A 21,848-nucleotide genomic window follows, 5' to 3' on the forward strand; every position below is an offset into this window, starting at 1 on the left:
CCGCAAAGACTGGAAGCCGCAACGCACTTTCCGTGCGGCTTGGCGCCGTGGCGTCTTTGCGTTGCAGCATCTGGCTCTGGCTTGTCCGGGTTAGGCGTGGTGGATTGCTACGAGTGCGGCTGAAACGAGGGTCTTGTGCAGCAGTCTGATGATCGCAGGGCGATGGAAAACGCCGCAGCCTCCGCTGGATCAACATACCAGGCGTTTGGCTTTCTGCGCACCTATGCTCGCGTCGGTCTCTTGTGGCTCCCGCGTCATCAGACCGCCCTGCTGTTTGGCGCGGCCTGGCTGCTGATCCTGGTCGTGCTGCCGCTGACGCAGCGCAGCCTGGGCGCGGAAGCGCTCCCGCGCGGCGTTACCATCAGCGTGCTGCTGCAGCTCAGCGCGGTCATTGCCATTTTGGTGGACGCGTGGGGTTGGGGCCGCGTGCTGCGCGTGGCGGTCGTCGTGGCGGCGCTGGCGTGGGCGGCTGAGGCGCTCGGCGCAGCGACCGGTTTCCCCTTCGGCGCCTACCGCTACACGGCGGCGCTGCAGCCGCAGCTCGCGCAGGTGCAGCTGTTGGTTCCCCTGGCCTGGCTGATGCTGCTGCCCCCGGCGTGGGCGGCAGCGCAGGCGATTGTGGGCAGCGCCCGGCCGCTGCGCTTCGCGCTGGCGTCGGCGTTGGCTTTTACAGCCTGGGATCTCCTTCTCGACCCGCACATGGTGAGCTGGGGTTTCTGGGTGTGGGCGGCGCCCAGCGGTTATTTTGGTATTCCCTGGACCAACTTTCTGGGCTGGCTGTTGGTGTCGGGCGCCATCACGCGGCTGGTGCGCCCTGCCGGGGTACCGGTGCGGCCGCTGCTGCTGGTCTACACCATCACCTGGGCGCTGGAAGCGATGGGACTAGCCTTCTTCTGGCATCTGCCTGGGCCGGCCGCGGTGGGCGGCCTGGCGGTGGGCTTGTTTGCGCTCCTGGCCTGGCGCGGCGTGGCCCGCAGTCCAATGCCATGACAATCAACCCGTTAAAGGCAGGGTCGCAGCCCGGCCTGAAGCGAAGCAGCGCAGATCGAAGAGAATAGCATGAACATCAGACAGTTTATCCATTCAACCCTCCACCCTGCCGTCTATCACGGCCACGACAAGCGTCCGCCTTTCTTCGAAGGCTGGTACTATAAACTGGTCAGCGCAGACGAGTCGGCGCGCTACGCAATCATCCCAGGGGTGCAGTTGGGCGGCGAGGCGCACGCTTTCGTGCAGGTGCTCAACGGGTTGACTGGTCAGGCAGACTACCACGCCTTCCCGCTGTCCGATTTCTGGGCAGCCGCAGACGATTTCGAAGTTCGCATCGGCCCCAACACTTTCACGGCCCACGGCATCAAGCTGGACATTCAACGGCCGGCCGGACAAATTCGGGGGGAATTGCGCTTCGAGGGCGTTCGACCCTGGCCGGTCAGCGTGCTCTCGCCGGGCATCATGGGCTGGTACGCGTGGGCGCCGGCGATGGAGTGCTACCACGGCGTTCTCGGCTTCGATCACGCCATCCACGGCGCGCTGGAGGTGAATGGCGTTGCGCGTGATTTTAGCCGCGGCCGCGGTTACATCGAGAAGGATTGGGGGCAGGCCTTCCCCGCAGCCTGGGTCTGGTTTCAGACCAACCATTTCTCAGAGCCGGGGGTCTGTCTAACCGCCTCGGTGGCGATTATTCCCTGGATCGGCCGCGCCTTTCCCGGCTTCATCATCGGCCTTTGGCGCCAGGGGCAGTTGATGCGCTTTGCGACCTACAGTGGGGCGCGTATCGAAAAGCTGCAGGTGACCGACGATCATGTGATCTGGACCGTGCGCAATCGCCAGCATCGGCTAGAAATGCAGGCTGCGCGGGCTGAGGGCGGCCTGCTGTTGGGGCCGACGCGTGAAGACATGGGCAAACGCGTCAACGAAACCCTGCGCGCCACCGTGGACGTACGCCTCAGCACCCTGGCTGGCGTCACCCTCTTCGAAGGCCAGGGACGCCACGCCGGCCTGGAAGCGCACGGAGACCTCGATCGCCTGATAGCGCTCCTCGGCCGTTAAGAGACCTGTTCAGAATCATAGACAGCCTGCGCGGGTCGCCGTATCATGGGACACTGAACGTCGTTGGGCGCGGTCTGCCGATCGCGCCCAAATCCTACTAGAGCAAGCGAGGTTGTTGTTCCCATGAAAGCGATTCGGAAATGGTTTGGTATTGGCCTCGGCGGGTTGATCCTGCTGGCCCTGCTGATCCAATTGGTCCCCTACGGACACAATCACACCAATCCGCCGGTGGTCAAGGAATTCAACTGGGCCAGTCCGGCCGCCAAGCAAGTTGCCCAGCGCGCCTGCTACGATTGCCACAGCAATGAAACGGTCTGGCCCTGGTACTCCTCCATCGCGCCAATTTCCTGGATGGTCACGCGTCACGTGGATGAAGGCCGGCAGGCGTTCAACTTCTCAGATTGGAAGGGCGCCGTGCGGAATGAGGAGGGTCGCGTCGAGGAAGGCACCGACGATATGGTAGATGCGGTCAGAAACAGTGAAATGCCGCCCGCATCCTATTTGCTGATCCACGGTAACGCGCACTTGACCTCGACTGAGCGGCAGACGCTGATCGCCGCGCTGGAGGCGGTGGCTCTCGCCAGGTAGAACTCGATACAGATTGAATCAGTTCCGGACCAGATTGAAGCAAAGAATAAGCCCTGGCCTACGCGCACCTGATCGCCGCGCGTAGGCCAGGGCTTCTTGTTAACTTATCGTTCAGGCTGGTTGATCTGACGGCTGCAGCAGCCAGCGCGCCAGCTGCACGGCGGTCAAGAATACCAGCAGAACCAGCAGGTAGTAAGCGACCTTGATCGCAAGGCTGGACGAGGCGCCAATCGGATCGAGCGGGTGCAGCACCAGGTTGGCCCGCCAGCGCAAGAAGAGCATGATCAGCGCCACAGCCAGATTCAGCCCCGCTGCCAGGCGGCGGTCTTGCAGCAGCAGCCCAGCCAGTTGCATCGCCGGAATGATGACCAGCATTTGCAGACCAAACACCCAGCGCGGTTCGAACCAGGCAATGCCGCCCCACGCGCGCGCCATCGAAACGGCGCTGGTGACGACGTACAGAATCCAGAGGATGAAGGCGGCGCGCTCGACGGCCTGCGACCAGGCGACGAACGCCGGCCGCGGCCAGACCAGGAAGGCCAGTCCCAAAAGGCCGGCTGCGACCAGCGCCAGCAGCGCAATCTGGATGATCGCGCCGTGCAGGTAAACCAGTTTGACCAGATTGCCCAGCACACGGTCGGCCGGTGACAGCCAGGTGACGAGCGCGATGGCCGCGACGAGAATGACCAGGGACAACGGGTTGGTTTGCGCCCGTGCCAGGATCGGCGCTTGAATCGCAGATTTCGGATCGGATGAAGACATGATGGTTTCCTAGCGCGCCTCAGGATCAATCAGGATGACATGGATCTCGCCGGGGCCGTGGACGCCGACGACCAGGGTCAGTTCGATGTCGGCCGTGCGACTGGGGCCGGTGATGATCGTCAGGTTCGCGGTCTGCGGCAGCAGCTCTGCGCCCTGCCGGGCCATCCAGGCTGGCAAGTTTGGATACATATCGTTCGTGCGCAGGAAGGCCAGGTAGATCGGCGGCACGAGCGACGCCGCGCGCGCCTGTCCTGGCCCGCTGGCTACGACCAAGCTGCCGGTGTCGGCCAGGCCGGCGAGCGCGGCCGTGATGCCGACAGGAGCTTGCGCAAGCTGGGCGCGGGCAGCCGCATCGGCCTGCGTCTGCGGCCGCGTGTGGATGACCTCGATGCCGGCCGCGGCCAGTGCCTGACGGAAATTGGGCGCGGGCAGAGCATCATCCTCCCAGGCCGCCACGGCCGTCACGCCGCGCGCGGCGAGCAGCGCGACGGTCTGACTGACCGCGGCGGCCGGCGTCAGGGGGCCGTACGCATGACCGCCCAGCGCGGCAAATTCCTCTTGCCAGCGGGCCAACAGGCCGTGACCCGGCAAGCCCGGGTCTACGGCGCCCGGCGGCCGCTTCCGATCGGCGGCAAGGGCGGGATTGGCGACGGCCGTGCGCACGCGGCGCAGGATTTCATCTCGATTGGCATCCGGTTTCATGAAAAATCGTCGTTTCTAGCTTTGCGGCGCTGCGCCCATGTGTCCTGGAAGGTGCGAGGCGCAAAGACCGGAAAATCACGCTGCCCGCTCCAGGCAACCAGCGGACCCGGCAGGCGGCGTATCCAGCCATCGTGCGCCAGCATGTGGGTGACGATCGCCGCCAGCCTGCCGCCCAGCCGGTAAAGCCACGGGTGCGTGACGCCGAGTGCGTAGACCTTCATCCCGAACCGCAGCCAGGCCGGCGCCTGGCCCGCCTGCACGGTGTCATGGCGCAGTTTGAGCAGCAGCCCGGGCAGGTCAATTCGCACCGGGCACACCTCACGGCAGGCGCCGCACAGCGACGAAGCGTGCGCCAGCTCGCCGAATTCACCCAAGCCGCTCAGTAACGGCGACAGCACGCTGCCGACTGGGCCAGGGTAGGTTGAGCCGTAGGCGTGGCCGCCGATGCTGCGGTAGACGGGGCAGATGTTCAGACACGCGCCGCAGCGGATGCAGGTCAGGATTTCGGCCAGGTCGCTCTGCAGGATGCCGCTGCGGCCATTGTCCACCAGCACCAGGTGCAGCTGCTGCGGGCCGTCGGGGTCGGCGGCGCGGCGCGGCCCGCTGAGCAGCGAGGTGTAGACTGACAGCTTCTGGCCGGTGGCGCTGCGCGCGAGCAGCTGCAGGATCAGGGCCAGGTCGTCCGGTGTGGGCACGACACGCTCGATGCCCATGACCGCGACGTGAATCCGCGGCAGCGACGTGACCATGCGGCCGTTGCCCTCGTTCGTGACCAGGGCCAGCGTGCCAGTGCTGGCTACGGCAAAATTAACTCCGCTGATGCCCATGTCCGCTTCCAGAAAGATCTGGCGCAACACGCGGCGCGCGATGCCAGCCAGCACGGTCGGATCGTCCACGTACTCCACGCCGAGTTTCTGCTGGAACAGGCGGCCGATTTCCTGGCGCGTCTTGTGCAGCACGGGGGCAATGATGTGCGACGGCGCTTCCTGGCTGAGCTGCGCGATGTACTCGCCGAGGTCGGTTTCGATCACGCGCAGGCCGACCGCTTCTAGCGCCGCGTTGAGGTGAATCTCCTCTGTCACCATGGACTTGGCTTTGACGATGGTGCGCGCGTGGTTGGCCTGCGCGATGCCGGCGACGATGCGCTGCGCCGCGGCCGCGTCAGCCGCCCAATGCACCACACCGCCGGCCCGCTCCACGCTGGCCGCCAGTTCGACCAGGTACTGGTCAAGCCTGGCGAGGGTATGGCGGCGCATGGCGGCCGCCCGGTCGCGCACGGCGTCCGCGTCGGGCAAGGTGGCGAGTGCCGCCAGGCGGTTGGCCGCAAAACGGCTCGTGGCCGTTCCCAACGCGCCGCGCATCACCTCGTTGTGCAGCCCGCTTTCGATGCGATCGTGGAATGAGATGGGCGCGGTGTGCATTGGTCAATCACGCTTCATCGTGTGGCGCTGCGTCGGTGCGAGCCAGTATGTCGGCCAGGTGGACAGCGCGCATGCTTTGGCCGCGGCGGTGAAGGCCCGCGCTGATGTGCAGCAGGCAGGAGAGATCGCAGCCCACGACGCAATCGGCGCCTGTTTCGGCCAGGCGGCGCAGCTTGTTGGCGAGCATGTCTTCGGAAATGGATGGGAACTTGACGCTGAAGAGCCCGCCGAAACCGCAGCATTGATCTGCGTCGGGCAGAGGCGTGATCTGCGCGCCGCGCACGTGGGCCAGCAGTGCGACCGGCTGTTGACCAATTCCCAGCCCGCGCAGTAAATGGCACGAGGCATGGTACGTCAGCGCGCCATCGGCCACCGCGCCCACGTCGGTCACGCCCAGCACATCCACCAGGAATTGGCTGAACTCCACCACCCGCTGCGCCAGGCGCTGACTGCGCGCCAGCCAGGCCGGTTCGTCGCGCAGAAGTTCGGGATAGTGGTGAACGATCATGTCCGCGCAGGACCCGGAGGGAACCACCACGGAATCGTTCGTCTCTTCCAACACGCGAATCGTATGTCGGGCCATCTGTCGCGCCTCGTCCCAGAACCCGCCGTTGAAAGCCGGCTGGCCGCAGCACGTTTGCCCGGCCGGTACGTCAACCGTAATGCCCTGGCGTTCCAGCACCGTGACCACCGCGGCCGCCGTTTGCGGAGACAGGTGGTCAATCAGGCAGGTGACGAAGAGGCTGACGCGTCGCGGCCGGGGGGTAGCCGCAGCAGAGCTGGTAGACATGGCGCGCTCCTGGTGCGATTCTCAATCCAGCGCAGGATAGCACGAAAACCGCGCCAAGACAAACGGCGAGGACGCATCTCATAGTAGGTCGAACATTCCGCATCCGGCCTGCCTTATGGTACAATGGCAGGGGCAGGAGGTGAGGCATGAAATTCCCGTACGGCATGAGCGACTTTCACAAGTTGATCACGGAAGACTACTTCTACGTGGATCGCACCGACCGGATTCCGGCGATTGAAGAGATGGGTGAGCAGCTGCTGTTTCTGCGACCGCGGCGTTTCGGCAAGAGCCTGTGGCTTTCGACGCTGGCGAATTACTACGATGTGGCGCGCGCCAGCGAGTTTGAGCGGCTGTTCGGCCACCTGGCCGTAGGGCAGAACCCAACCTCGCGTCATAACCAGTATTTCGTGATGCGCTGGGACTTCTCGGCCGTGGCGGCCTATGGCGACGCGGATGAGATTGCGCAAGCGTTGCACCGCCACATCAATGGCCGTATCCAGGACTTTGCTGTTCGTTACCAACACTTGCTGCCGCTTCCTATCGAGATCCACCCCACCGATGCGCTGGTCTCATTCCAGTCCGCGCTGACGGCGGTGCAGCGAACCCCTTATGCGCTCTACCTGCTGATTGATGAATACGACAATTTCGCCAACGAACTGGCGATGAGTGGGCAGCCTACCGGCAAGCAGCGCTACGATGCGCTGCTGCGCGGGGAAGGGGCGTTGAAAACGCTGTTCAAAGCGATCAAGGCCGCAGCCAGCGGCTTTGGCCTGGACCGCGTCTTCATCACGGGCGTGTCGCCGATTGTGCTGAGCGACCTGACCAGCGGTTACAACTCGGCGCGCGCCATCTATCTGCAGCCCGTGCTGAACGACCTGTGTGGTTTCACGGAGACCGAGATCGCGGCCGCTTTGAACCAGGTCTCGGCGGCCTGTCACTTCCCCGCCAGCAAGACCGCAGAAGCGTTGGAGATGATGCGCATCTTCTACAACGGCTATCGCTTCTGCCAGGACCCCGCGCCGCCGGTCTATAACCCCACGTTGGCGCTTTACTTCATGCAGGAGTTCCAGCAGGCATGTCGTTATCCCAGCCAGATGTTGGACAGCAACCTGGCGATGGATCGCGGCAAGCTGGCCTACATCGCCAGCCTGCCCGGCGGCGGTCAGGTGCTGTTGGATGCAGTGAACGACGAGCCCCCGCTGGCGTTGTCGGTGTTGGCCGACCGCTTCGGGGTTGAAGAGATGCTGCTGGCGGTCAAGGATGCGCCGTTCATGGCGTCGTTTCTATACTATTTTGGCGTGCTGACCTTCGGCGGGCGCACGCCCTTTGGCAAGTTGATCTTGCGCATCCCTAACCTGGTGGCGCGTAAACTGTATGTCGAGCGCATCCAGGATCTGCTGCTGCCCGACAAGCGCGCCCAAGATGCGGGACGCCAGGCAGCCGATCAGTTCCTGCAAAGCGGAGACCTGGAACCGGTGTGTACCTTCGTGGAGCAGCGCTACTTCCGGGTTTTTGACAACCGCGACTACCGCTGGGCCAACGAACTAACGATCAAGACCGCGTTTCTGACGCTACTGTTCAACGACATTGCGTATATCATGGACTCCGAGCCGGCGTTGGCGCGCGCCTATGCTGATCTCAGCATGATCGTGCGGCCCGAAATGCGCCAGTATCAACTGCCGGATGTCTTGTTCGAGTTCAAGTACGTGGCGCTTGCTGAAGGCGGTGTGACGGCTGAGCAAGCGCGTGGCTTGTCCGAAGCCGAGGTGCGTGCCCTGCCCGCGGTGGCGGCGCGTCTGGCGGAAGCGACAGCCAGGCTGCTTGACTACCGCGTCGCGCTGCAAGCCAGGTATGATAACCGTCTGCGTTTGCGCGCCTATGCGGTGGCGGCGTTGGGCTTTGAACGGTTGGTGTGGACGGAATGCAGTTGACGATGCAGCAGCCCTGGCGTGAGTTGCGCGCCTCCTGGCGCGATACGATGATCTTGCTGCGGGAATTTCGGCTGCCGCTGCTCATTTTCGTGGTTGCCATCGGCGGCGGAGGCGCACTCTATTTTGTGCTGGCGCAGCAAGCCCACGCGCCCATCGAGTCGCTGCCGGAGGCGATCTACACGGTGCTGGCGCAGGCGTTTCTACAGTCAGCCGGCGACTTTCCGAATCAGTGGTACTTGCAGATTTTCTACTTCATCATGCCCCTTATCGGGATTGGCACCTTGGCGCGCGGCCTGACCGATTTCGGCGTGATGATCTTCAATCGCCGCGCGCGCGGCAAGGAGTGGGAGATGGCCGTCGCCTCGACGTTTAGCCAGCATGTCGTGCTTGTCGGCCTGGGACACCTGGGCTACCGGGTGGCCCAGCATCTACATAGCATGCACCAGGATGTCGTTGCGGTTGAGATGAACCCAAGCGAAACCCTGGTCGCGGAGGTGCGCGCCATGAACATCCCCGTGATTCATGACGACGGCGCGCGCGAGGCGACGCTGATGGCGGCCGGCGTGTCCAGGGCGCGCGCGATCATGCTCTGCACGCAGCAGGACAGCCTCAATTTGCAGATGGCGGTCAAGGCGCGCAGCCTCAACCCCACGATCCAGGTCGTGCTGCGCATCTTCGATGACGACTTCGCCGAGGCGCTGCACAAGCAGTTTGGGTTCAAAGCCTTCAGCGCCACGGGCATGGCCGCGCCGGCCTTTGCCGCAGCCGCGGCCGGCGTGGACATCACTTACCCCTTGACGGTCGAAGGTCAGGCGCTTTCCCTGGCCCGTTTCAACCTGGCCGCGCACTCGGCGTTGGTCGGCTGCACCATTGCCGAGATCGAGGATCGAGACGATGTCAGCATTGTCTTCTTGCGTCACCAGGATGTGCCTGACATGCATCCGTCCGGAGATCGCCGTTTGAGCGCCGGCGATGTGATCGCAGTGCTTGGCAGTCCGTCTCAACTCAACCACATGGTGGCCCAGAATCAGTAGCCAATGCCGGCCATTGGCACGCGTCAAATCATTGTTCCAACGGATGGAGGAAAGGTAAGTAATGAAGCAAACAAACGTATTCTATCGGCTGATGACGGTTGTGCTCTTGACGTGCATAGCTGCCGGGCTGGCCTTTGGCCTGGCGCAGCGCAGCAGCGCTGATTACGCCGTCATCACACTCGACGGTCTGCGCGATGCAGGCTACGGCGCTGCGATCGCGACCGACCCCAGCGGGGACCTTGCCAACCCAGGTCCTGGCAGTTGGTCCGGCACCAGCTGGACCGACCTGACGACGCTCTATTGTGCGAACGACAACAGCTACCTCTACGTCTACGCCAGCCTGCCGTCGTACACGCAGGCAGGTTCAAGTGGTCAGGTTGGCTTGTTGATTGACACGAACACGGCCGCCGGGGGGACAAGCGACCCATGGGGCAATGCCATCACGTTCAACCACAGCACCAAGCCCGATTTTGCTGTGCGCGGCAACATTCCAGGCATGGCCAATAACCCGCCTGATAATAACAATGGTTGGACTGAGCTCCGCACCTGGAATGGCAGCAACTGGAATACCGGCGCCAGCGTCAACTGGGGCGGCATCACCGGCAGCGGTCAAACCGGCGCGAATGTGGCCTACAGCAACAGCAACGGCGTGGAGCTGCGTCTCGCCCTGGCCGACCTGGGCGTGAACATCGGGCAGACCGTGCGCCTTGAATTCTTTGCCACCCAGTCCGGAATCACGAAGGGCGCGTACGACACAACGCCCAGCGACGACCAATCCACCGGATGGGATGACCCGACCACCCTGGTCAATCTGGCGTCCTGCGCCATCCAGAGCAACGCCACGCCCACCAACACGCCGACCAGCACCAATACACCGACCGTAACCAACACGCCAACGAGCGGGCCGACGCCGACGCCTACCAACACACCCACGAGTGGGCCAACAGCCACCCCCACCAACACACCTACCAGTGCGCCAACAGCCACGCCGACGCGAACGCCGACAGCGACGCCGACGGCTGGCGCGACTTGCGCAGCGGCCGTAGTGGGCGATGGCGCGATTGTGACGTCCGCCCTCTATCACAACAACCTCGAAGTCGCGTGGCGCGATCCAGTGGGCGGCATTTTGCCCAACGGCAGCGCGGCCGTGCGCTTGCGCACCTGCCACAGCGATGTGCAGACGGTCAATGTGCTGGTGTGGACGACCGGCGCGGGCGTCAACCCCAGCTTCATCTACACGGCGACCGTGGTCGCCACCGATCCAAGCGGGCCGTATGACATCTGGGAGTACAACGTGCCCGGCCCCGGCTACAACATTGATCAGTGGTATCAGTTCCGCGTTAGAGACGCCGCGTTGGTTGGACATTACCACACCGCCAGCGGCAACACCGGACCTGGCGTGTGGGTCGCCGGCCCCAATCCGGTAGACCCGTCGTGGAGCTTGCCCACGATTCCGGCCCCGCCGGTGGACTATCCGGTGCCAAGTTGGCTGAAGGATGCGGTCATCTATCAGATCTTCCCCGACCGTTTCCGCAACGGCGACGCGACGAACGACTTCAGCGGCAACGCGGTGTATGGGCCAACGACCTGCAACGGCTATCCAGGGCCAGGCGCCCCGGCCTGCATCACCGAAATGCACACGACGTGGACTGATCTGCCGCGCACGCCGGGTTATGGCATTGACTTCTTCGGCGGCGACCTGCAAGGCATCATCAACAAGATCAACGAAGGCTACTTCAACGACCTGGGCGTCAACACCCTCTACCTGAACCCGGTCTTCAACGCTTCGTCCAATCATGGTTACGACACCAACGACTATTACAACATCAACCCGCGCTTTGGCGACAACGCCAAGTTCGATCAGTTCATGACGGCCGCGACGGCGCATGGCTTGCGCGTCATCCTGGACGGCGTCTTCAACCACACCGGCGCGGACAGCAAATACATGGATGGCTACGGGCTCAACCGCTGGCCGAGCGACATCGGCGCGTGTGAAGGGCCAAGCCCTTATCGTTCCTGGTTCACGGCTGGCGGTAACGGTTCGGGCTGCACCGACAACTGGAAATGGAAGGGCTGGTACGGGTACGAAACGATCCCCGAACTGGTGGATGGCAGCGCGGAGGTGCGCGCCTTCTTCTATCGCGACGGCAGCCCGCAAAGCCCCGGCGGCAAGTCGGTCACGCGCTACTGGCTGGAGAAGGGCATCGCGGGCTGGCGTTTCGATGTGGCGCAGGACATCACGCATGACTGGTGGCGCGACATGCGACCGTACGTCAAGAACGTCTATGGCAGCAGCGAGGTCCTGATGCTCGGCGAGGTGACCGGCGGCTGCTATCCGTACCAGGACTTCGTCAACTCCGGGGAACTCGACTCGGCGATGAACTACTGCTTCCGCGACTGGGTGCGCGACTATGCCAATGGCGGCTCGCCAGCCAGCTTCGATGCATCATGGCAGGCCTTCCGCAACAACCTGCCGCCGTCGCCCTGGTATGGCATGATGAATCTGATCAGCAGCCACGATTCGCCGCGGCTCCTGAGTCAACTGAACCAGGACACTAACCGCCTCAAGTTGGCGATCATCATGCAGATGACGTTGCCCGGCGCGCCGTCCGTCTACTATGGCGACGAGGTGTCGCTGCCCGGCAGCGGCGATCCCGACAACCGCCGCACGTATCCCTGGAGCGATCGCGGCGGCAGCCCTGACACGGTCATGTACCAGCACTTCAAGAATCTGATCGGCATCCGTAATCAACACGCCTCGTTGCGCGGCGGCGACATCACGACGCTCTTGATTGACTCAACCAACTACGTCTACAGTTACATTCGCTGGAACACCGCCGAGAAAATCGTGGTGGTGCTGAACAATAGCGCCAACAATGTCGCGAGCAGCGTAATTCCTGTGTCGGCGCACCTCCCCAACGGCACGGTGCTGACCGATCTGCTCAACGGCGGTACGTTCACCGTCAGCGGCGGCAATCTCAGCTTGTCGGTCCCCGCGCGCTGGGGGCGCATCCTGCACGTCAGCCTGGCGAGCACGCCCACCCCCACGCCGACGACGACTGGCGGCCCATCTCCTACCCCCACGCGCACGCCGACGGCGACGCCGACCACCGGGCCGACCGCAACGCCCACGGTCACTCCTACCAATGCGCCGACCGCGACGCCGACGGCGACGCCGACCACCGGGCCGACCGCGACGCCCACGGCGACGCCGACGGGAGTCGTGATGTTCGACGCGCCGCAGACCAGCATTGTGATGGTCGGGGATGTCTTCACGGTCACGGTGCGCATACAGACGGGCGCGCAGCCCATCAACGGCGCGGCCGCCTATCTCAACTTCAACCCGGCCATCGTGCAGGTGCAGGCGCTGACGGCCGGCGCGACGCTGCCCGTCCCGATCCAAAGCCAGTTCAGCAACGCGCTGGGCACGGTAGATTTCGCGGCCGGCGCGTTCAGCAACTTCCCCAGCGGCACCTTCGATGTGGTCAAAGTGCGCATGAGCGCCGTGGCGACCAGTCAAGGCATGCCGCTCCTGTTCAACATGACCCTGCCCCGGCGCACCGACGCGACGTTCGGCGTCGGCTCGGTGCTGGCCGGCGCGGTGGACGGCCAGATTATCGTGGCTAACAACTGCTACGACTTCAACGGCAGCGGTTCTGTAGACGTAGATGACATGACGCAGATCGCGCTGCGCTGGCTGCTCACGGCTGCCAATCCGGACCCCGACGGCAACCCAGGCACGCCCAACTACGCCTTCCGCTATGACCTGGACGCCGACGGTGATATTGATGTGCGTGACATCATGCTGCTCGCCGCGCACTGGAACCAGGCGCAGAGCTGTACACCCCCCTGATAGGCCGGCATGAGGCCTTCTGCCACGAATTTCACGAATTGGTTTTTGTGCATTCGTATCATTCGTGAAATTCGTGGCAGGAATCTGGTTTCAGCCCACCTGGGTCAGGAACCATGAATTCTTTTTACCGCGAATACGAGAATAGTGCTTCGTCTAGAATGATCCATGGAGGTTATGATGCGGCGATCATTGGGTTGGTTAAGCCTGTGTCTCTTGGCTCTCTTGTTGAGCGCCTGGCTGCCTCAGCCCGGCCACGTTGCGACCACGCCGCAGGGCGCGGCCGACTGCAACATCTTATGGAACGAGGTGCTGCACGATACGTTTGACAGCAACTATCGTTCGATCGTTGGCCCCACCACCCCGAACACAACAGTCAAGCTGCGCCTGCGCGTGGCCCAGAGCGACATCACCAGCGCGCGTGTGCGTGTCTGGAACGACCGCGCCAACACGGAAACCTATGTGAACATGGCCTGGGATGGCGCGTTCGACACCGATCCGGTCGTCTACGATTGGTGGGTGGCCGACATCCCCGCGGGCGCTGATCCGACCATCCTCTATTACTTTTTTGAGATCAATGACAACGGTTTTGGCGCCTGCAGCCCCGCGGACCAGGACTTCTACACAGACGATGATCCCAAGTTCTATGGCGGCGGCTACGGCGCCATGAGCGACAACTACAATGACCAGAAGAGCTTTCAGATCACCGTCTATAGCCCGGCGTTCAATGTGCCAGCCTGGATGCAGAAGGGTGTAGTCTACCAGATCTTTCCTGATCGTTTCCGCGACGGCAACCCCGCGAACGATCCGACCGCGGGGCGCTTCTTCTACGGGGCCAACTCCGCGATCGTGCGCTCCAACAGCGCAGCCTGGAATTCGACCATGTGCGACCCGCGCAATGTGGTCTCGCCGACCTGCAGCCAACACTACAGCGACAACTTCTACGGCGGCGATCTGGCCGGCATCACGCAGAAGATCAACGCCGGTTATTTCGACAACCTGGGCGTCAGCGTCCTGTACCTCAACCCGATCTTCAAGTCGCCGTCCAATCACAAGTACGACACCGCCGATTACCTGCAGATTGACCCCGATTTCGGGACCCTGGCGGATTTCCAAGCCCTGGCCGCGGCCGCCAACGCGCATGGCCTCAAGCTCATCCTGGACGGCGTCTTCAACCACACGTCGTCGGACAGCCCCTATTTCGACTACTACACCCGTTACGCCGACAGCGGCGCGTGCGAGTCTGCCGGTAGCCCCTACGCCAGTTGGTTCTACATTCCCGACATCGGCACGCCGGCCTGTGAGCCGGGCCGCACGGGCGATCCAAACGTCTGCGACGCGGCCGATCGCGTGACCTGTCGGCCCCCTGGTTACGGCGGCGCTAACACCTACGAGGCCTGGTATGGCTATGGCTCGTTGCCCAAGCTGCAGGCCAACTCGGCGCCGGTGCGCGCCTTGATCTGGAGCAACGGGCTCAACTCGGTGGGCCCCTACTGGACCAACCAGGGCGCCAGCGGCTGGCGCTTCGACGTGGGCGGCGATGTGGACTGCGGTCTGACGTGCGCGCCGACCAACGATTACTGGGAAGGCTTCCGCACGGCCGTGCGCAATGTCAATCCTCAAACCGTCACTCTGGGCGAGGAGTGGGGCGATGCCTCGGCCTGGCTGTTAGGCAGCGAGTGGGACAGCGTCATGAACTATCGCTTCCGCTCGGCCATGCTGAGCTGGCTGTTCACCGGCTGCTCAGGCAACGGCTGCACGGGCGGTACGACGTTCGAGGACAACGACAGCAATGCGGGCAGCTCCAGCGGCGCGATCAGCGCCGTCACGCCGTCGCAGTTCAATGCGCGCCTGCGCTCGATCCAGGAAGACTACCCGCCGATGGCCTTCAAAGCCATGATGAACCTGCCCGGCTCGCACGACACCAACCGCGTGCGCTTCTTGCTCAAGAAGAGCAACAACGACAGCGACACGGCCGCGGTGCAGCGCATGAAGGAATGGTGGCTCTTTGCCTTCACCTACCCCGGCGCGCCCACGCTTTACTACGGCGATGAGATCGGCCTCAGCCACGATGGCGTCTTCGCCAGCGGCAAGTACGAGGACGATCCGTACAACCGCGCGCCGTTCCCCTGGCCCGACGCCAGCGGTACTTCGTACAGCTATGACAGCAATGCCCAGGCGGCCGACCTGGCCGGTTTCTCGCGTCAGATGGCGAGCATCCGCTGGAGCTATCCCGCGCTGCAGGATGGCGACGTGCAGCACGGCCTCATCATCAACGATGCCAACAAGCTGTACGGCTTTGCGCGTACGAACGGCAGCCAAACCGCGCTGATCGCGCTCAACCGTGACAACGCGTCGCACCCCGCCACCTTCACCGGCCTCAACGCCGCGCCCTACAACCTGACCAACGGCGCCAGCCTGGTGGATGCCCTCAGCGGCGCGACGACGGTCGTCAGCGGCGGCGCGGTTACCGTGACCGTACCCAGCAACTGGGGCGTTGTACTGCTGGAAGGGACCAAGGTGCAAACGCCGGTCGCCGCGCCTGGCCTGGCGGCTGTGCGCGCCAGTAACAGCGTCACGTTGACCTGGTCCACCGTGATGACCGACACGACCGGCGGCCGCGAGCTGGCGACCGTGTATGACGTGCATCGCAGCCTCACGCCTGGCTTCACCCCAGGCCCGGCCACCCTGCAAGGCTCTGTCAAGCCGTCGGACGCCAGCTTCCGCTTCGGCGCAGCATCCGGGCAGTTCAGCTTCAATCAGACCGTGCCCACGGGCAGCACCTACTACTACCAGGTTTGCGCGCGCAACGCGCCCGGGGCGAGCGCCGCCTGCCCCGAAGTGACCGCCAGCACCCCGCAGCAGGCCTCTTTGCAGGCTTCCGTGGCGCTGCAAGGCCGGCCGACGCCGCCCGATCCACGTTGGATCGTGCCGCTGACCGTCACACTGACCATTCCTGGCCAGGGCGCGCCCGCCTACAGCTTTGCGCCGACCACCGATGCCAGCGGCATCTTCACGCTGACGGGCATTCTGCCAGGCGCCTATGACATGCGGGTCAAGCACAGCCACACGCTGCAAAACCGGCAGACCCTGACCCTGGCCGCTGGGGCCAATCCGCCGGCCGCCGTGGGAACGCTGCTGGAAGGCGACGCCAATAACGACAACTACGTGACGTTGGTGGACTTCTCGATCCTGGTCAACACCTTTGGCAAGTGCGTTGGGTTCATCGGCTACGATGCCCGCGCCGATTTCAACGGCGACGCATGCATCACCCTGCTCGACTTCTCGCTGCTCGCCACCAACTTTGGGGCCGCTGGGCAGACGAAGTCCGCTGCCGCGCCGGTCGTCAAGCCGCCTGCGCGCAGCGTGAATCTTGCCCTGGAGCCGGCCGCAGCTCCGGCTGCTGACGGCAGCCTGACCGTGGCCGTGGTCGCCCAGGCCGGCGCTCAACCGGTGGATGGCGTCGCCGTCTATCTCGACTTCGACCCCACGCAGTGGCGGGTGGCGGAGCTGACGCCCGGCGCCGCCTTGCCGTTGACGATTCAGTCGAGCGTTGACCACAAGGCCGGCGCGGTCAACCTGGCGCTTGGCGCGCTAGGCAATTTCCCCAGCGGCGCCTTCACCGTGGCGACCCTGCGCCTGCTGCCAGTCAACGACCTGGCGATGTCGGCCATGCCGCTCCGCTTCCATCACGACGCGGCCCGGCGCACCGATGTCACCTTTGGCGGCTTTTCGGTCTGGCGCAGTCCAACCCTCGCGCGCGAGTAACCCGCCCAGCCCCTTGCGAAGGCTGGCGTCTGGAGAGCTCGTCGGGCAAGCCGACATCGGCCTCTCCGGCGCCAGCCCCTTGCCTGGCGAGCCTTCGCAAGGTTGGCGCCCGATAATAGCACAACCCTCGCAGGGATTCGTGGACATCAGTCCGCAGTCGTGCAGCGACGCAGCGCGCCTCTGCGCGCGTCTCCTCGTCGCAGCCCTGCGAGGGGCATGCGCAGCCCCTTGCGAAGGCTGGCGTCTGGAGAGATCATCGGGCAAGCCGACATCGGCCTCTCCGGCGCCAGCTCCTTGCCTGGCGAGCCTTCGCAAGGTTGGCGCCCGATAATGGCACAACCCTCGCAGGGATTCGTGGACATCAGTCCGCAGTCGTGCAGCGACGCGGCGCGCCTCTGCGCGCGTCTCCTCGTCGCAGCCCTGCGAGGGGCATGCCCAGCCCCTTGCGAAGGCTGGCGTCTGGAGAGCTCGTCGAGCAAGCCGACATCGGCCTCTCTGGCGCCAGCCCCTTACCCGGCAAGCCTTCGCAAGGTTGGCGCCCGATAATGGCACAACCCTCGCAGGGATTCGTGGACATCAGTCCGCAGTCGCGCACAGACGCGGCGCGCCTCTGCGCGCGTCTCCTCGTCGCGGCCCTGCGAGGGGCTAAGATTTTCCATAACGCCATACTCTCACCATATGGTTTCGATGATTTCCCTGTGAGAATTGGGATTTTCCTTAACATCGCTTCCTCCGGTATAATGTCCTCATTACCTCGTTGAACATGCCGAAAGGAGCAGTGACGATGGCTCGTATTCCCTGGCAAGCCAGAATTGCCATCTCGCCGGAGGTACATCATGGCGATCCCTGCATTAAAGGTACGCGCATTCCCGTGGCAGTCATTGTCGGGAGCTTGGCTGACGGCATGACCCCGGCGGAGATACAAGATGCCTTTCCACAGCTCGTCCATGAAGATATTCAGGCGGCCCTGGCATATGCCGCAGAATTGACCCATCAGGACGTGCTGATTCCACTGCCTGCATTTGCGTAGGGACTGCAATGCGCATCAAGGTTGATGAGGATTTGCCGGCGGCGGTCACCCGTGAACTGCGCAATCGAGGACACGATACTGTCAGCGTCAGCGGTCAGGGCATGGGCGGCTGGAAGGATCCAGCCTTGTGGGACGCCGTTCAGATCGAGCAGCGGTTTTTGGTAACGGCTGATAAGGGATTCGCTGATGTGCGACGCTATACACCCGGTGATCACATGGGAGTTCTGTTGCTGCGTCCGGATGAGGATGGTATACGGCCACTACTTGACCTGCTAGACCAGCTATTGCTCGCCTACGACTTGAATGTACTGTCGGGCACTGTGACCGTCGTAACGCCGAGAGGCATCCGCATTCGGAGAGCGGCTAGGACATAGATGATCTCATCATCAAGTCCTTAGGGCAAGCGCCCTGTTTGACTATTGCCTAAAACAACTTGTCGTATGGAGACGACCTCACGCGCCCTTGCGAGATCATTGATGGTCAAAGGAGTCCATCGTGCCGTCATTCTCTTCGTCCGTCCAAGACCTCCTGCCCTTCTTTCGCCCCCGTGGGGTGGCGGTGGTGGGCGCCAGCCGCAACCCGGCCAAGCTCAGCTACGCGGTGATCCGCAACCTGGCGACAGGCGCGCATCGTTTCCCCGGCCCCGTTTACCCGATCAATCCGCAGGCCGATGAGATCCTGGGTCTGCGCTGCTACCCCAGCCTGGCCGCCGCGCCCGACCCGCTTGACCTGGCGGTCCTCATCGTGCCGGCGGCGGCCGTGCTCGCCGCGGTCGAAGCCTGCGGCGAGCGCGGCGTCAAAGCGATCATCCTGATCTCCGGCGGCTTCCGCGAGATTGGCGCGCACGGCGCGGCGCGTGAGGAAGAAGTCGTGGCGTTAGCGCGGCGCTACGGCATGCGCCTGCTCGGCCCCAACGGCATCGGCGTGATGGATACGCACACGCCGCTCAACACCACCTTTGTCAAGGACATGCCGCCATCCGGACACATTGCCTTTCTCTCCCAGTCGGGCGCGCTGTGCGGCGGGGTCATTGATTGGGCGCTTCGTCGCGGCGTCGGCTTCAGCCGTCTGCTTAGCATCGGCAACCAGGCCGACGTCACCGAAACCGAGTGGCTGGCCTTCCTGGCCGCGGACGACAGCAGCCGGGTCATCGCCCTCTACCTGGAAGATGTCAAGGGCGGGCCGGCCTTCGTGCAGGCGCTGGCGGCGGCAGCGGCCGTCAAGCCCGTATTGGCCCTCAAAGCCGGGCGCACGGCCAGCGGGCAGGCCGCCACCGCCTCGCATACGGGCGCGTTGGCCGGCGCACACGCGGCCTTCCACGCCGCCTGCGTGCAGACCGGCGTCATCGAGGCATCCACCATCCAGGCGCTCTTTCACGGCGCGCTCGCCTTGACCTACCAACCGCTGCCGGCTGGCAACCGGTTCGCCATTCTCACCAACGCGGGCGGCCCGGCCGCGCTCGCCGCGGACGAGCTGGAGGCCGCGGGGCTGCGCCTGGCGCACAGCAGCCCGGCCACGCAGGATGCCTTGCGCCAGTGTCTGGCCCCCGATGCCGCGGTGACCGGCCCCGTGGATATGCTGGGCGGCGCTCATGCCGTGGATTATGGCCGCGCCCTGGAGGTCGTGCTTGCGGATCCGGCCTCCGATGGCGTGCTGGTCATCCTGGTGCCGCAGGCCCTGGTGGATTCGGTCGGCGTGGTTGAGGCGATGGCCGCGGCCGCCGCGGCGTGTCCGGCCAAGCCCGTACTCGCCTGCCTGATGGGTGCGGCCAGCCTGGATGCAGCCAACCAGGCCGCGCACGCCGCGCGCATCCCAGCCTATGTTTTCCCCGACGAGGCCGTCGCCGCGGCGGGCGTGCTGTGGCAGCGCAGCCGCTGGCAAGCTCGTGCATTTGCAACGCAATCCGGTGGATTACGCGCAGCCACGGCCGCGGAGACTGCAATCCGGCGGATTGCGCCCCAGGTGATGCCCGACGCTACGCCGGCGGAGGCTGCAGCCCGCCAGACGGCGCTGCATGCGGCCCTGGCGGCCGGGGAGCAGGCGCTGGACGCGCATGCCAGCGAAGCGCTGCTGGCTGCATACGGTCTGCGCACCCCGGCCACTCGCCTGGCTGTCACGGCCGCGGAGGCCGCTGAGATGGCCGCGGCGATCGGTTTTCCAGTCGCGCTCAAGCTGATCAGCCCTGACTTGCTGCACAAGACCGACGTGGGCGGCGTTCTCCTGGACGTGCGCGACGCGGACGCGGCCCGCACCGGCTTCGAGGCGATCATGGCCCGTGCGCGCGCCGCACAGCCGCACGCGCGGTTGCGCGGCGTCCTGATCCAGCAGATGCTGCGCGGCGGACAGGAGGTCATCATCGGCGTGCAGCGTGATCCCACCTTCGGCCCGCTGGTCATGTTTGGTCTGGGCGGTATCCTGGTCGAGGTGCTGGCCGACGTCAGCTTCCGCCTGGCGCCCCTCACACGGCCGGATGCAGAGGAGATGATTGCGGAGGTGCGGAGCGCGCGCCTGCTCAATGGCGTGCGCGGTCAACCGCCGGCCGATCGCGCCGCGCTCGTGGAGGCCCTGGTGCGCGTCGGCCAGATGGCCGTGGATCATCCACAAATCAGCGAACTCGACATCAACCCCCTGCTGGTCATGCCCGCGGGGCGAGGCGTCATCGCGGTAGATGCGCGCGTGATTTTGGCTTAAGCGCGTGCACCGTTTGGCAACCTATTACGCCCATGTCCGACCGATTTTTTGCCACATAGAGCACAAAGAGCGCAAAGACGCCGCTGGTTTTGCGACTAACCTGCCTTTCCTTGGGTTCTATGCGTTTTCTGTGGTCAAGTGTGCAGAATGCGAACTGCTGCTCACGTTGCAGCGAGCTTGACGCACCGCGGACCTGTGGTACACTGCAACAGAGGTACTGGTTTCACAAGGCGGCGATTTTCTTCGATGACGTCAGCAGTCGTGTACTGACGACATTCATTCCACGGAGGCTATCTAGTGGTGTTGAACGAACTCCTGGCGCATGCCGATTCTTTGCGAGATCAGATCAATGCCTTGCGGCCGTTCGACCCGGATCAAGAGGCGCGCCTGGTGCAGAAGCTGAACCTGGAATGGAACTATCACTCCAACGCCATCGAGGGCAACACGCTGACGCTAGGCGAGACGCGGGCATTTCTGCTCTACGGCATCACCGCCCAGGGCAAGCCGTTTCGAGACTACCTGGACATCAAAGGCCACCAGGAAGCCATTCGCTTCCTGGAGGAAATGGTGCGTGGCGGTGCGGTGCTGACTGAGGCGGTGATTCGAGAGTTGCACCGCATCTTGCTGGTGGAGGCCTACGATGTGGACGCCATCACTCTCGCTGGCCGGCCCACGCGGCGCCGCATCGCTCTGGGGCAATACAAAACGGCCCCCAACCACGTGCGTACGACCACGGGCGAGACGCATTTTTATGCCACCCCGCAAGAAACGCCCGCGCTCATGGGCGAGCTCATGGCCTGGTATCGGCGGGAGGCTGAGACGGGCGAGCTGCACCCGTTGGTGTTAGCCGCCACGTTCCATTTTCGCTTTGTCGCCATCCATCCCTTCGACGATGGCAACGGCCGCATGGCCCGGCTGCTGACCAACCTTATCCTCATGCAGCACGGCTTCGTGCCGGTGATCATTCCGCTTGAAGCCCGCGGCGACTATCTGTTGGCGCTGGAGAAGGCCGATGCCGGCGATCTGACGGACTTTGTCGTGCTCGTGGGGCAGGAATTGATCCGCTCGCTGACGCTGACCCTGGCCGCGGCGCGCGGCGAGCCGTTGGAGGAGCCGGGCGGCCTGGAGCGCAGAATCCAGCGCCTGCGGGAACAACTGGCTGCGTACGAGGCCAATTCCGGTTTCTGAGCTGCAGCCGGTTTGGAAGGCAACCCGCGCTGCGGTACAATCTC

At 64.2% G+C, this 21,848-nt stretch carries 15 protein-coding genes; 11 read left to right on the top strand and 4 right to left on the bottom strand.

Annotated elements, in window-relative coordinates:
- Positions 1–135 precede the first annotated feature (135 nt).
- The 3 genes from ACPQ6D_RS04590 (at position 136) to ACPQ6D_RS04600 (ending at position 2,637) form a co-directional block, all read left to right on the top strand.
- The gene (locus tag ACPQ6D_RS04590) at positions 136–990 is read left to right on the top strand and encodes a carotenoid biosynthesis protein (RefSeq protein ID WP_423223116.1); all 855 of its coding nucleotides are present in this window, start codon (positions 136–138) and stop codon (positions 988–990) included.
- A 69-nt stretch (positions 991–1,059) separates the two neighbouring features.
- Entirely contained in the window at positions 1,060–2,049 is a 990-nt protein-coding gene (locus ACPQ6D_RS04595; RefSeq protein ID WP_423223117.1) for a tocopherol cyclase family protein, read from the top strand.
- Between the two features lie 123 nt (positions 2,050–2,172).
- Positions 2,173–2,637 (top strand): heme-binding domain-containing protein, encoded by a 465-nt coding sequence (locus tag ACPQ6D_RS04600; RefSeq protein ID WP_423223118.1) that lies wholly within the window; start codon positions 2,173–2,175, stop codon positions 2,635–2,637.
- 111 nt (positions 2,638–2,748) lie between these two features.
- On the opposite strand, the gene ACPQ6D_RS04605 is transcribed toward ACPQ6D_RS04600, so the two are convergent.
- From ACPQ6D_RS04605 to ACPQ6D_RS04620, 4 genes are read right to left on the bottom strand one after another with little or no spacing between them, the layout of a single operon-like run.
- Positions 2,749–3,399, bottom strand: coding sequence for a hypothetical protein (locus ACPQ6D_RS04605; protein WP_423223119.1), 651 nt, complete (start codon positions 3,397–3,399; stop codon positions 2,749–2,751).
- Positions 3,400–3,408: 9 nt separating this feature from the next.
- Positions 3,409–4,101 (bottom strand): LutC/YkgG family protein, encoded by a 693-nt coding sequence (locus ACPQ6D_RS04610; protein WP_423223120.1) that lies wholly within the window; start codon positions 4,099–4,101, stop codon positions 3,409–3,411.
- On the bottom strand, positions 4,098–5,522 hold the full coding sequence (locus ACPQ6D_RS04615) for a LutB/LldF family L-lactate oxidation iron-sulfur protein (protein WP_423223121.1): 1,425 nt from the start codon (positions 5,520–5,522) through the stop codon (positions 4,098–4,100). Before ACPQ6D_RS04615 ends, ACPQ6D_RS04610 begins: the two co-directional genes overlap by 4 nt.
- 7 nt (positions 5,523–5,529) lie before the next feature.
- Positions 5,530–6,312 (bottom strand): (Fe-S)-binding protein, encoded by a 783-nt coding sequence (locus tag ACPQ6D_RS04620; RefSeq protein ID WP_423223122.1) that lies wholly within the window; start codon positions 6,310–6,312, stop codon positions 5,530–5,532.
- A gap of 146 nt (positions 6,313–6,458) precedes the next feature.
- Here ACPQ6D_RS04620 and ACPQ6D_RS04625 point away from each other — a divergent pair, with 146 nt between their 5' ends.
- The 8 genes from ACPQ6D_RS04625 to ACPQ6D_RS04660 all read left to right on the top strand — a co-directional run bounded on the left by ACPQ6D_RS04625 (position 6,459) and on the right by ACPQ6D_RS04660 (position 21,804).
- Positions 6,459–8,243 (top strand): AAA family ATPase, encoded by a 1,785-nt coding sequence (locus ACPQ6D_RS04625; protein ID WP_423223123.1) that lies wholly within the window; start codon positions 6,459–6,461, stop codon positions 8,241–8,243.
- Positions 8,234–9,277, top strand: coding sequence for a potassium channel family protein (locus ACPQ6D_RS04630; protein ID WP_423223124.1), 1,044 nt, complete (start codon positions 8,234–8,236; stop codon positions 9,275–9,277). The genes ACPQ6D_RS04625 and ACPQ6D_RS04630 overlap by 10 nt, the downstream gene beginning before the upstream one ends.
- Positions 9,278–9,338: 61 nt before the next feature.
- Entirely contained in the window at positions 9,339–13,130 is a 3,792-nt protein-coding gene (locus ACPQ6D_RS04635) for an alpha-amylase family glycosyl hydrolase (protein WP_423223125.1), read from the top strand.
- Positions 13,131–13,304: 174 nt separating this feature from the next.
- Positions 13,305–16,895 carry an alpha-amylase family glycosyl hydrolase gene (locus tag ACPQ6D_RS04640; protein ID WP_423223126.1) on the top strand — a complete coding sequence of 1,197 codons (3,591 nt, stop codon included), beginning with the start codon at positions 13,305–13,307 and terminating at the stop codon, positions 16,893–16,895.
- 784 nt (positions 16,896–17,679) lie between these two features.
- Entirely contained in the window at positions 17,680–17,925 is a 246-nt protein-coding gene (locus ACPQ6D_RS04645; RefSeq protein ID WP_423223127.1) for a DUF433 domain-containing protein, read from the top strand.
- An 8-nt stretch (positions 17,926–17,933) separates the two neighbouring features.
- Entirely contained in the window at positions 17,934–18,299 is a 366-nt protein-coding gene (locus ACPQ6D_RS04650) for a DUF5615 family PIN-like protein (protein WP_423223128.1), read from the top strand.
- Between the two features lie 121 nt (positions 18,300–18,420).
- On the top strand, positions 18,421–20,616 hold the full coding sequence (locus ACPQ6D_RS04655) for an acetate--CoA ligase family protein (RefSeq protein ID WP_423223129.1): 2,196 nt from the start codon (positions 18,421–18,423) through the stop codon (positions 20,614–20,616).
- A gap of 300 nt (positions 20,617–20,916) precedes the next feature.
- On the top strand, positions 20,917–21,804 hold the full coding sequence (locus tag ACPQ6D_RS04660) for a Fic family protein (protein ID WP_423223130.1): 888 nt from the start codon (positions 20,917–20,919) through the stop codon (positions 21,802–21,804).
- Positions 21,805–21,848 lie beyond the last annotated feature (44 nt).

The sequence above is a fragment of the Candidatus Amarolinea aalborgensis genome, from assembly GCF_900491745.1.
In the GTDB taxonomy this organism is placed as follows: Bacteria; Chloroflexota; Anaerolineae; order SSC4; family Amarolineaceae; genus Amarolinea; species Amarolinea aalborgensis.

What these genes read in the sequence shown, in the direction of transcription:
- ACPQ6D_RS04595 (WP_423223117.1), top strand. Translation starts at nt 1,060, where the DNA reads ATGAACATCAGACAGTTTATCCATTCAACCCTCCACCCTGCCGTCTAT.
- ACPQ6D_RS04600 (WP_423223118.1), top strand. Translation starts at nt 2,173, where the DNA reads ATGAAAGCGATTCGGAAATGGTTTGGTATTGGCCTCGGCGGGTTGATC.
- ACPQ6D_RS04605 (WP_423223119.1), bottom strand. Translation starts at nt 3,399, where the DNA reads ATGTCTTCATCCGATCCGAAATCTGCGATTCAAGCGCCGATCCTGGCA.
- ACPQ6D_RS04610 (WP_423223120.1), bottom strand. Translation starts at nt 4,101, where the DNA reads ATGAAACCGGATGCCAATCGAGATGAAATCCTGCGCCGCGTGCGCACG.
- ACPQ6D_RS04615 (WP_423223121.1), bottom strand. Translation starts at nt 5,522, where the DNA reads ATGCACACCGCGCCCATCTCATTCCACGATCGCATCGAAAGCGGGCTG.
- ACPQ6D_RS04620 (WP_423223122.1), bottom strand. Translation starts at nt 6,312, where the DNA reads ATGTCTACCAGCTCTGCTGCGGCTACCCCCCGGCCGCGACGCGTCAGC.
- ACPQ6D_RS04625 (WP_423223123.1), top strand. Translation starts at nt 6,459, where the DNA reads ATGAAATTCCCGTACGGCATGAGCGACTTTCACAAGTTGATCACGGAA.
- ACPQ6D_RS04630 (WP_423223124.1), top strand. Translation starts at nt 8,234, where the DNA reads ATGCAGTTGACGATGCAGCAGCCCTGGCGTGAGTTGCGCGCCTCCTGG.
- ACPQ6D_RS04635 (WP_423223125.1), top strand. Translation starts at nt 9,339, where the DNA reads ATGAAGCAAACAAACGTATTCTATCGGCTGATGACGGTTGTGCTCTTG.
- ACPQ6D_RS04640 (WP_423223126.1), top strand. Translation starts at nt 13,305, where the DNA reads ATGATGCGGCGATCATTGGGTTGGTTAAGCCTGTGTCTCTTGGCTCTC.
- ACPQ6D_RS04645 (WP_423223127.1), top strand. Translation starts at nt 17,680, where the DNA reads ATGGCTCGTATTCCCTGGCAAGCCAGAATTGCCATCTCGCCGGAGGTA.
- ACPQ6D_RS04650 (WP_423223128.1), top strand. Translation starts at nt 17,934, where the DNA reads ATGCGCATCAAGGTTGATGAGGATTTGCCGGCGGCGGTCACCCGTGAA.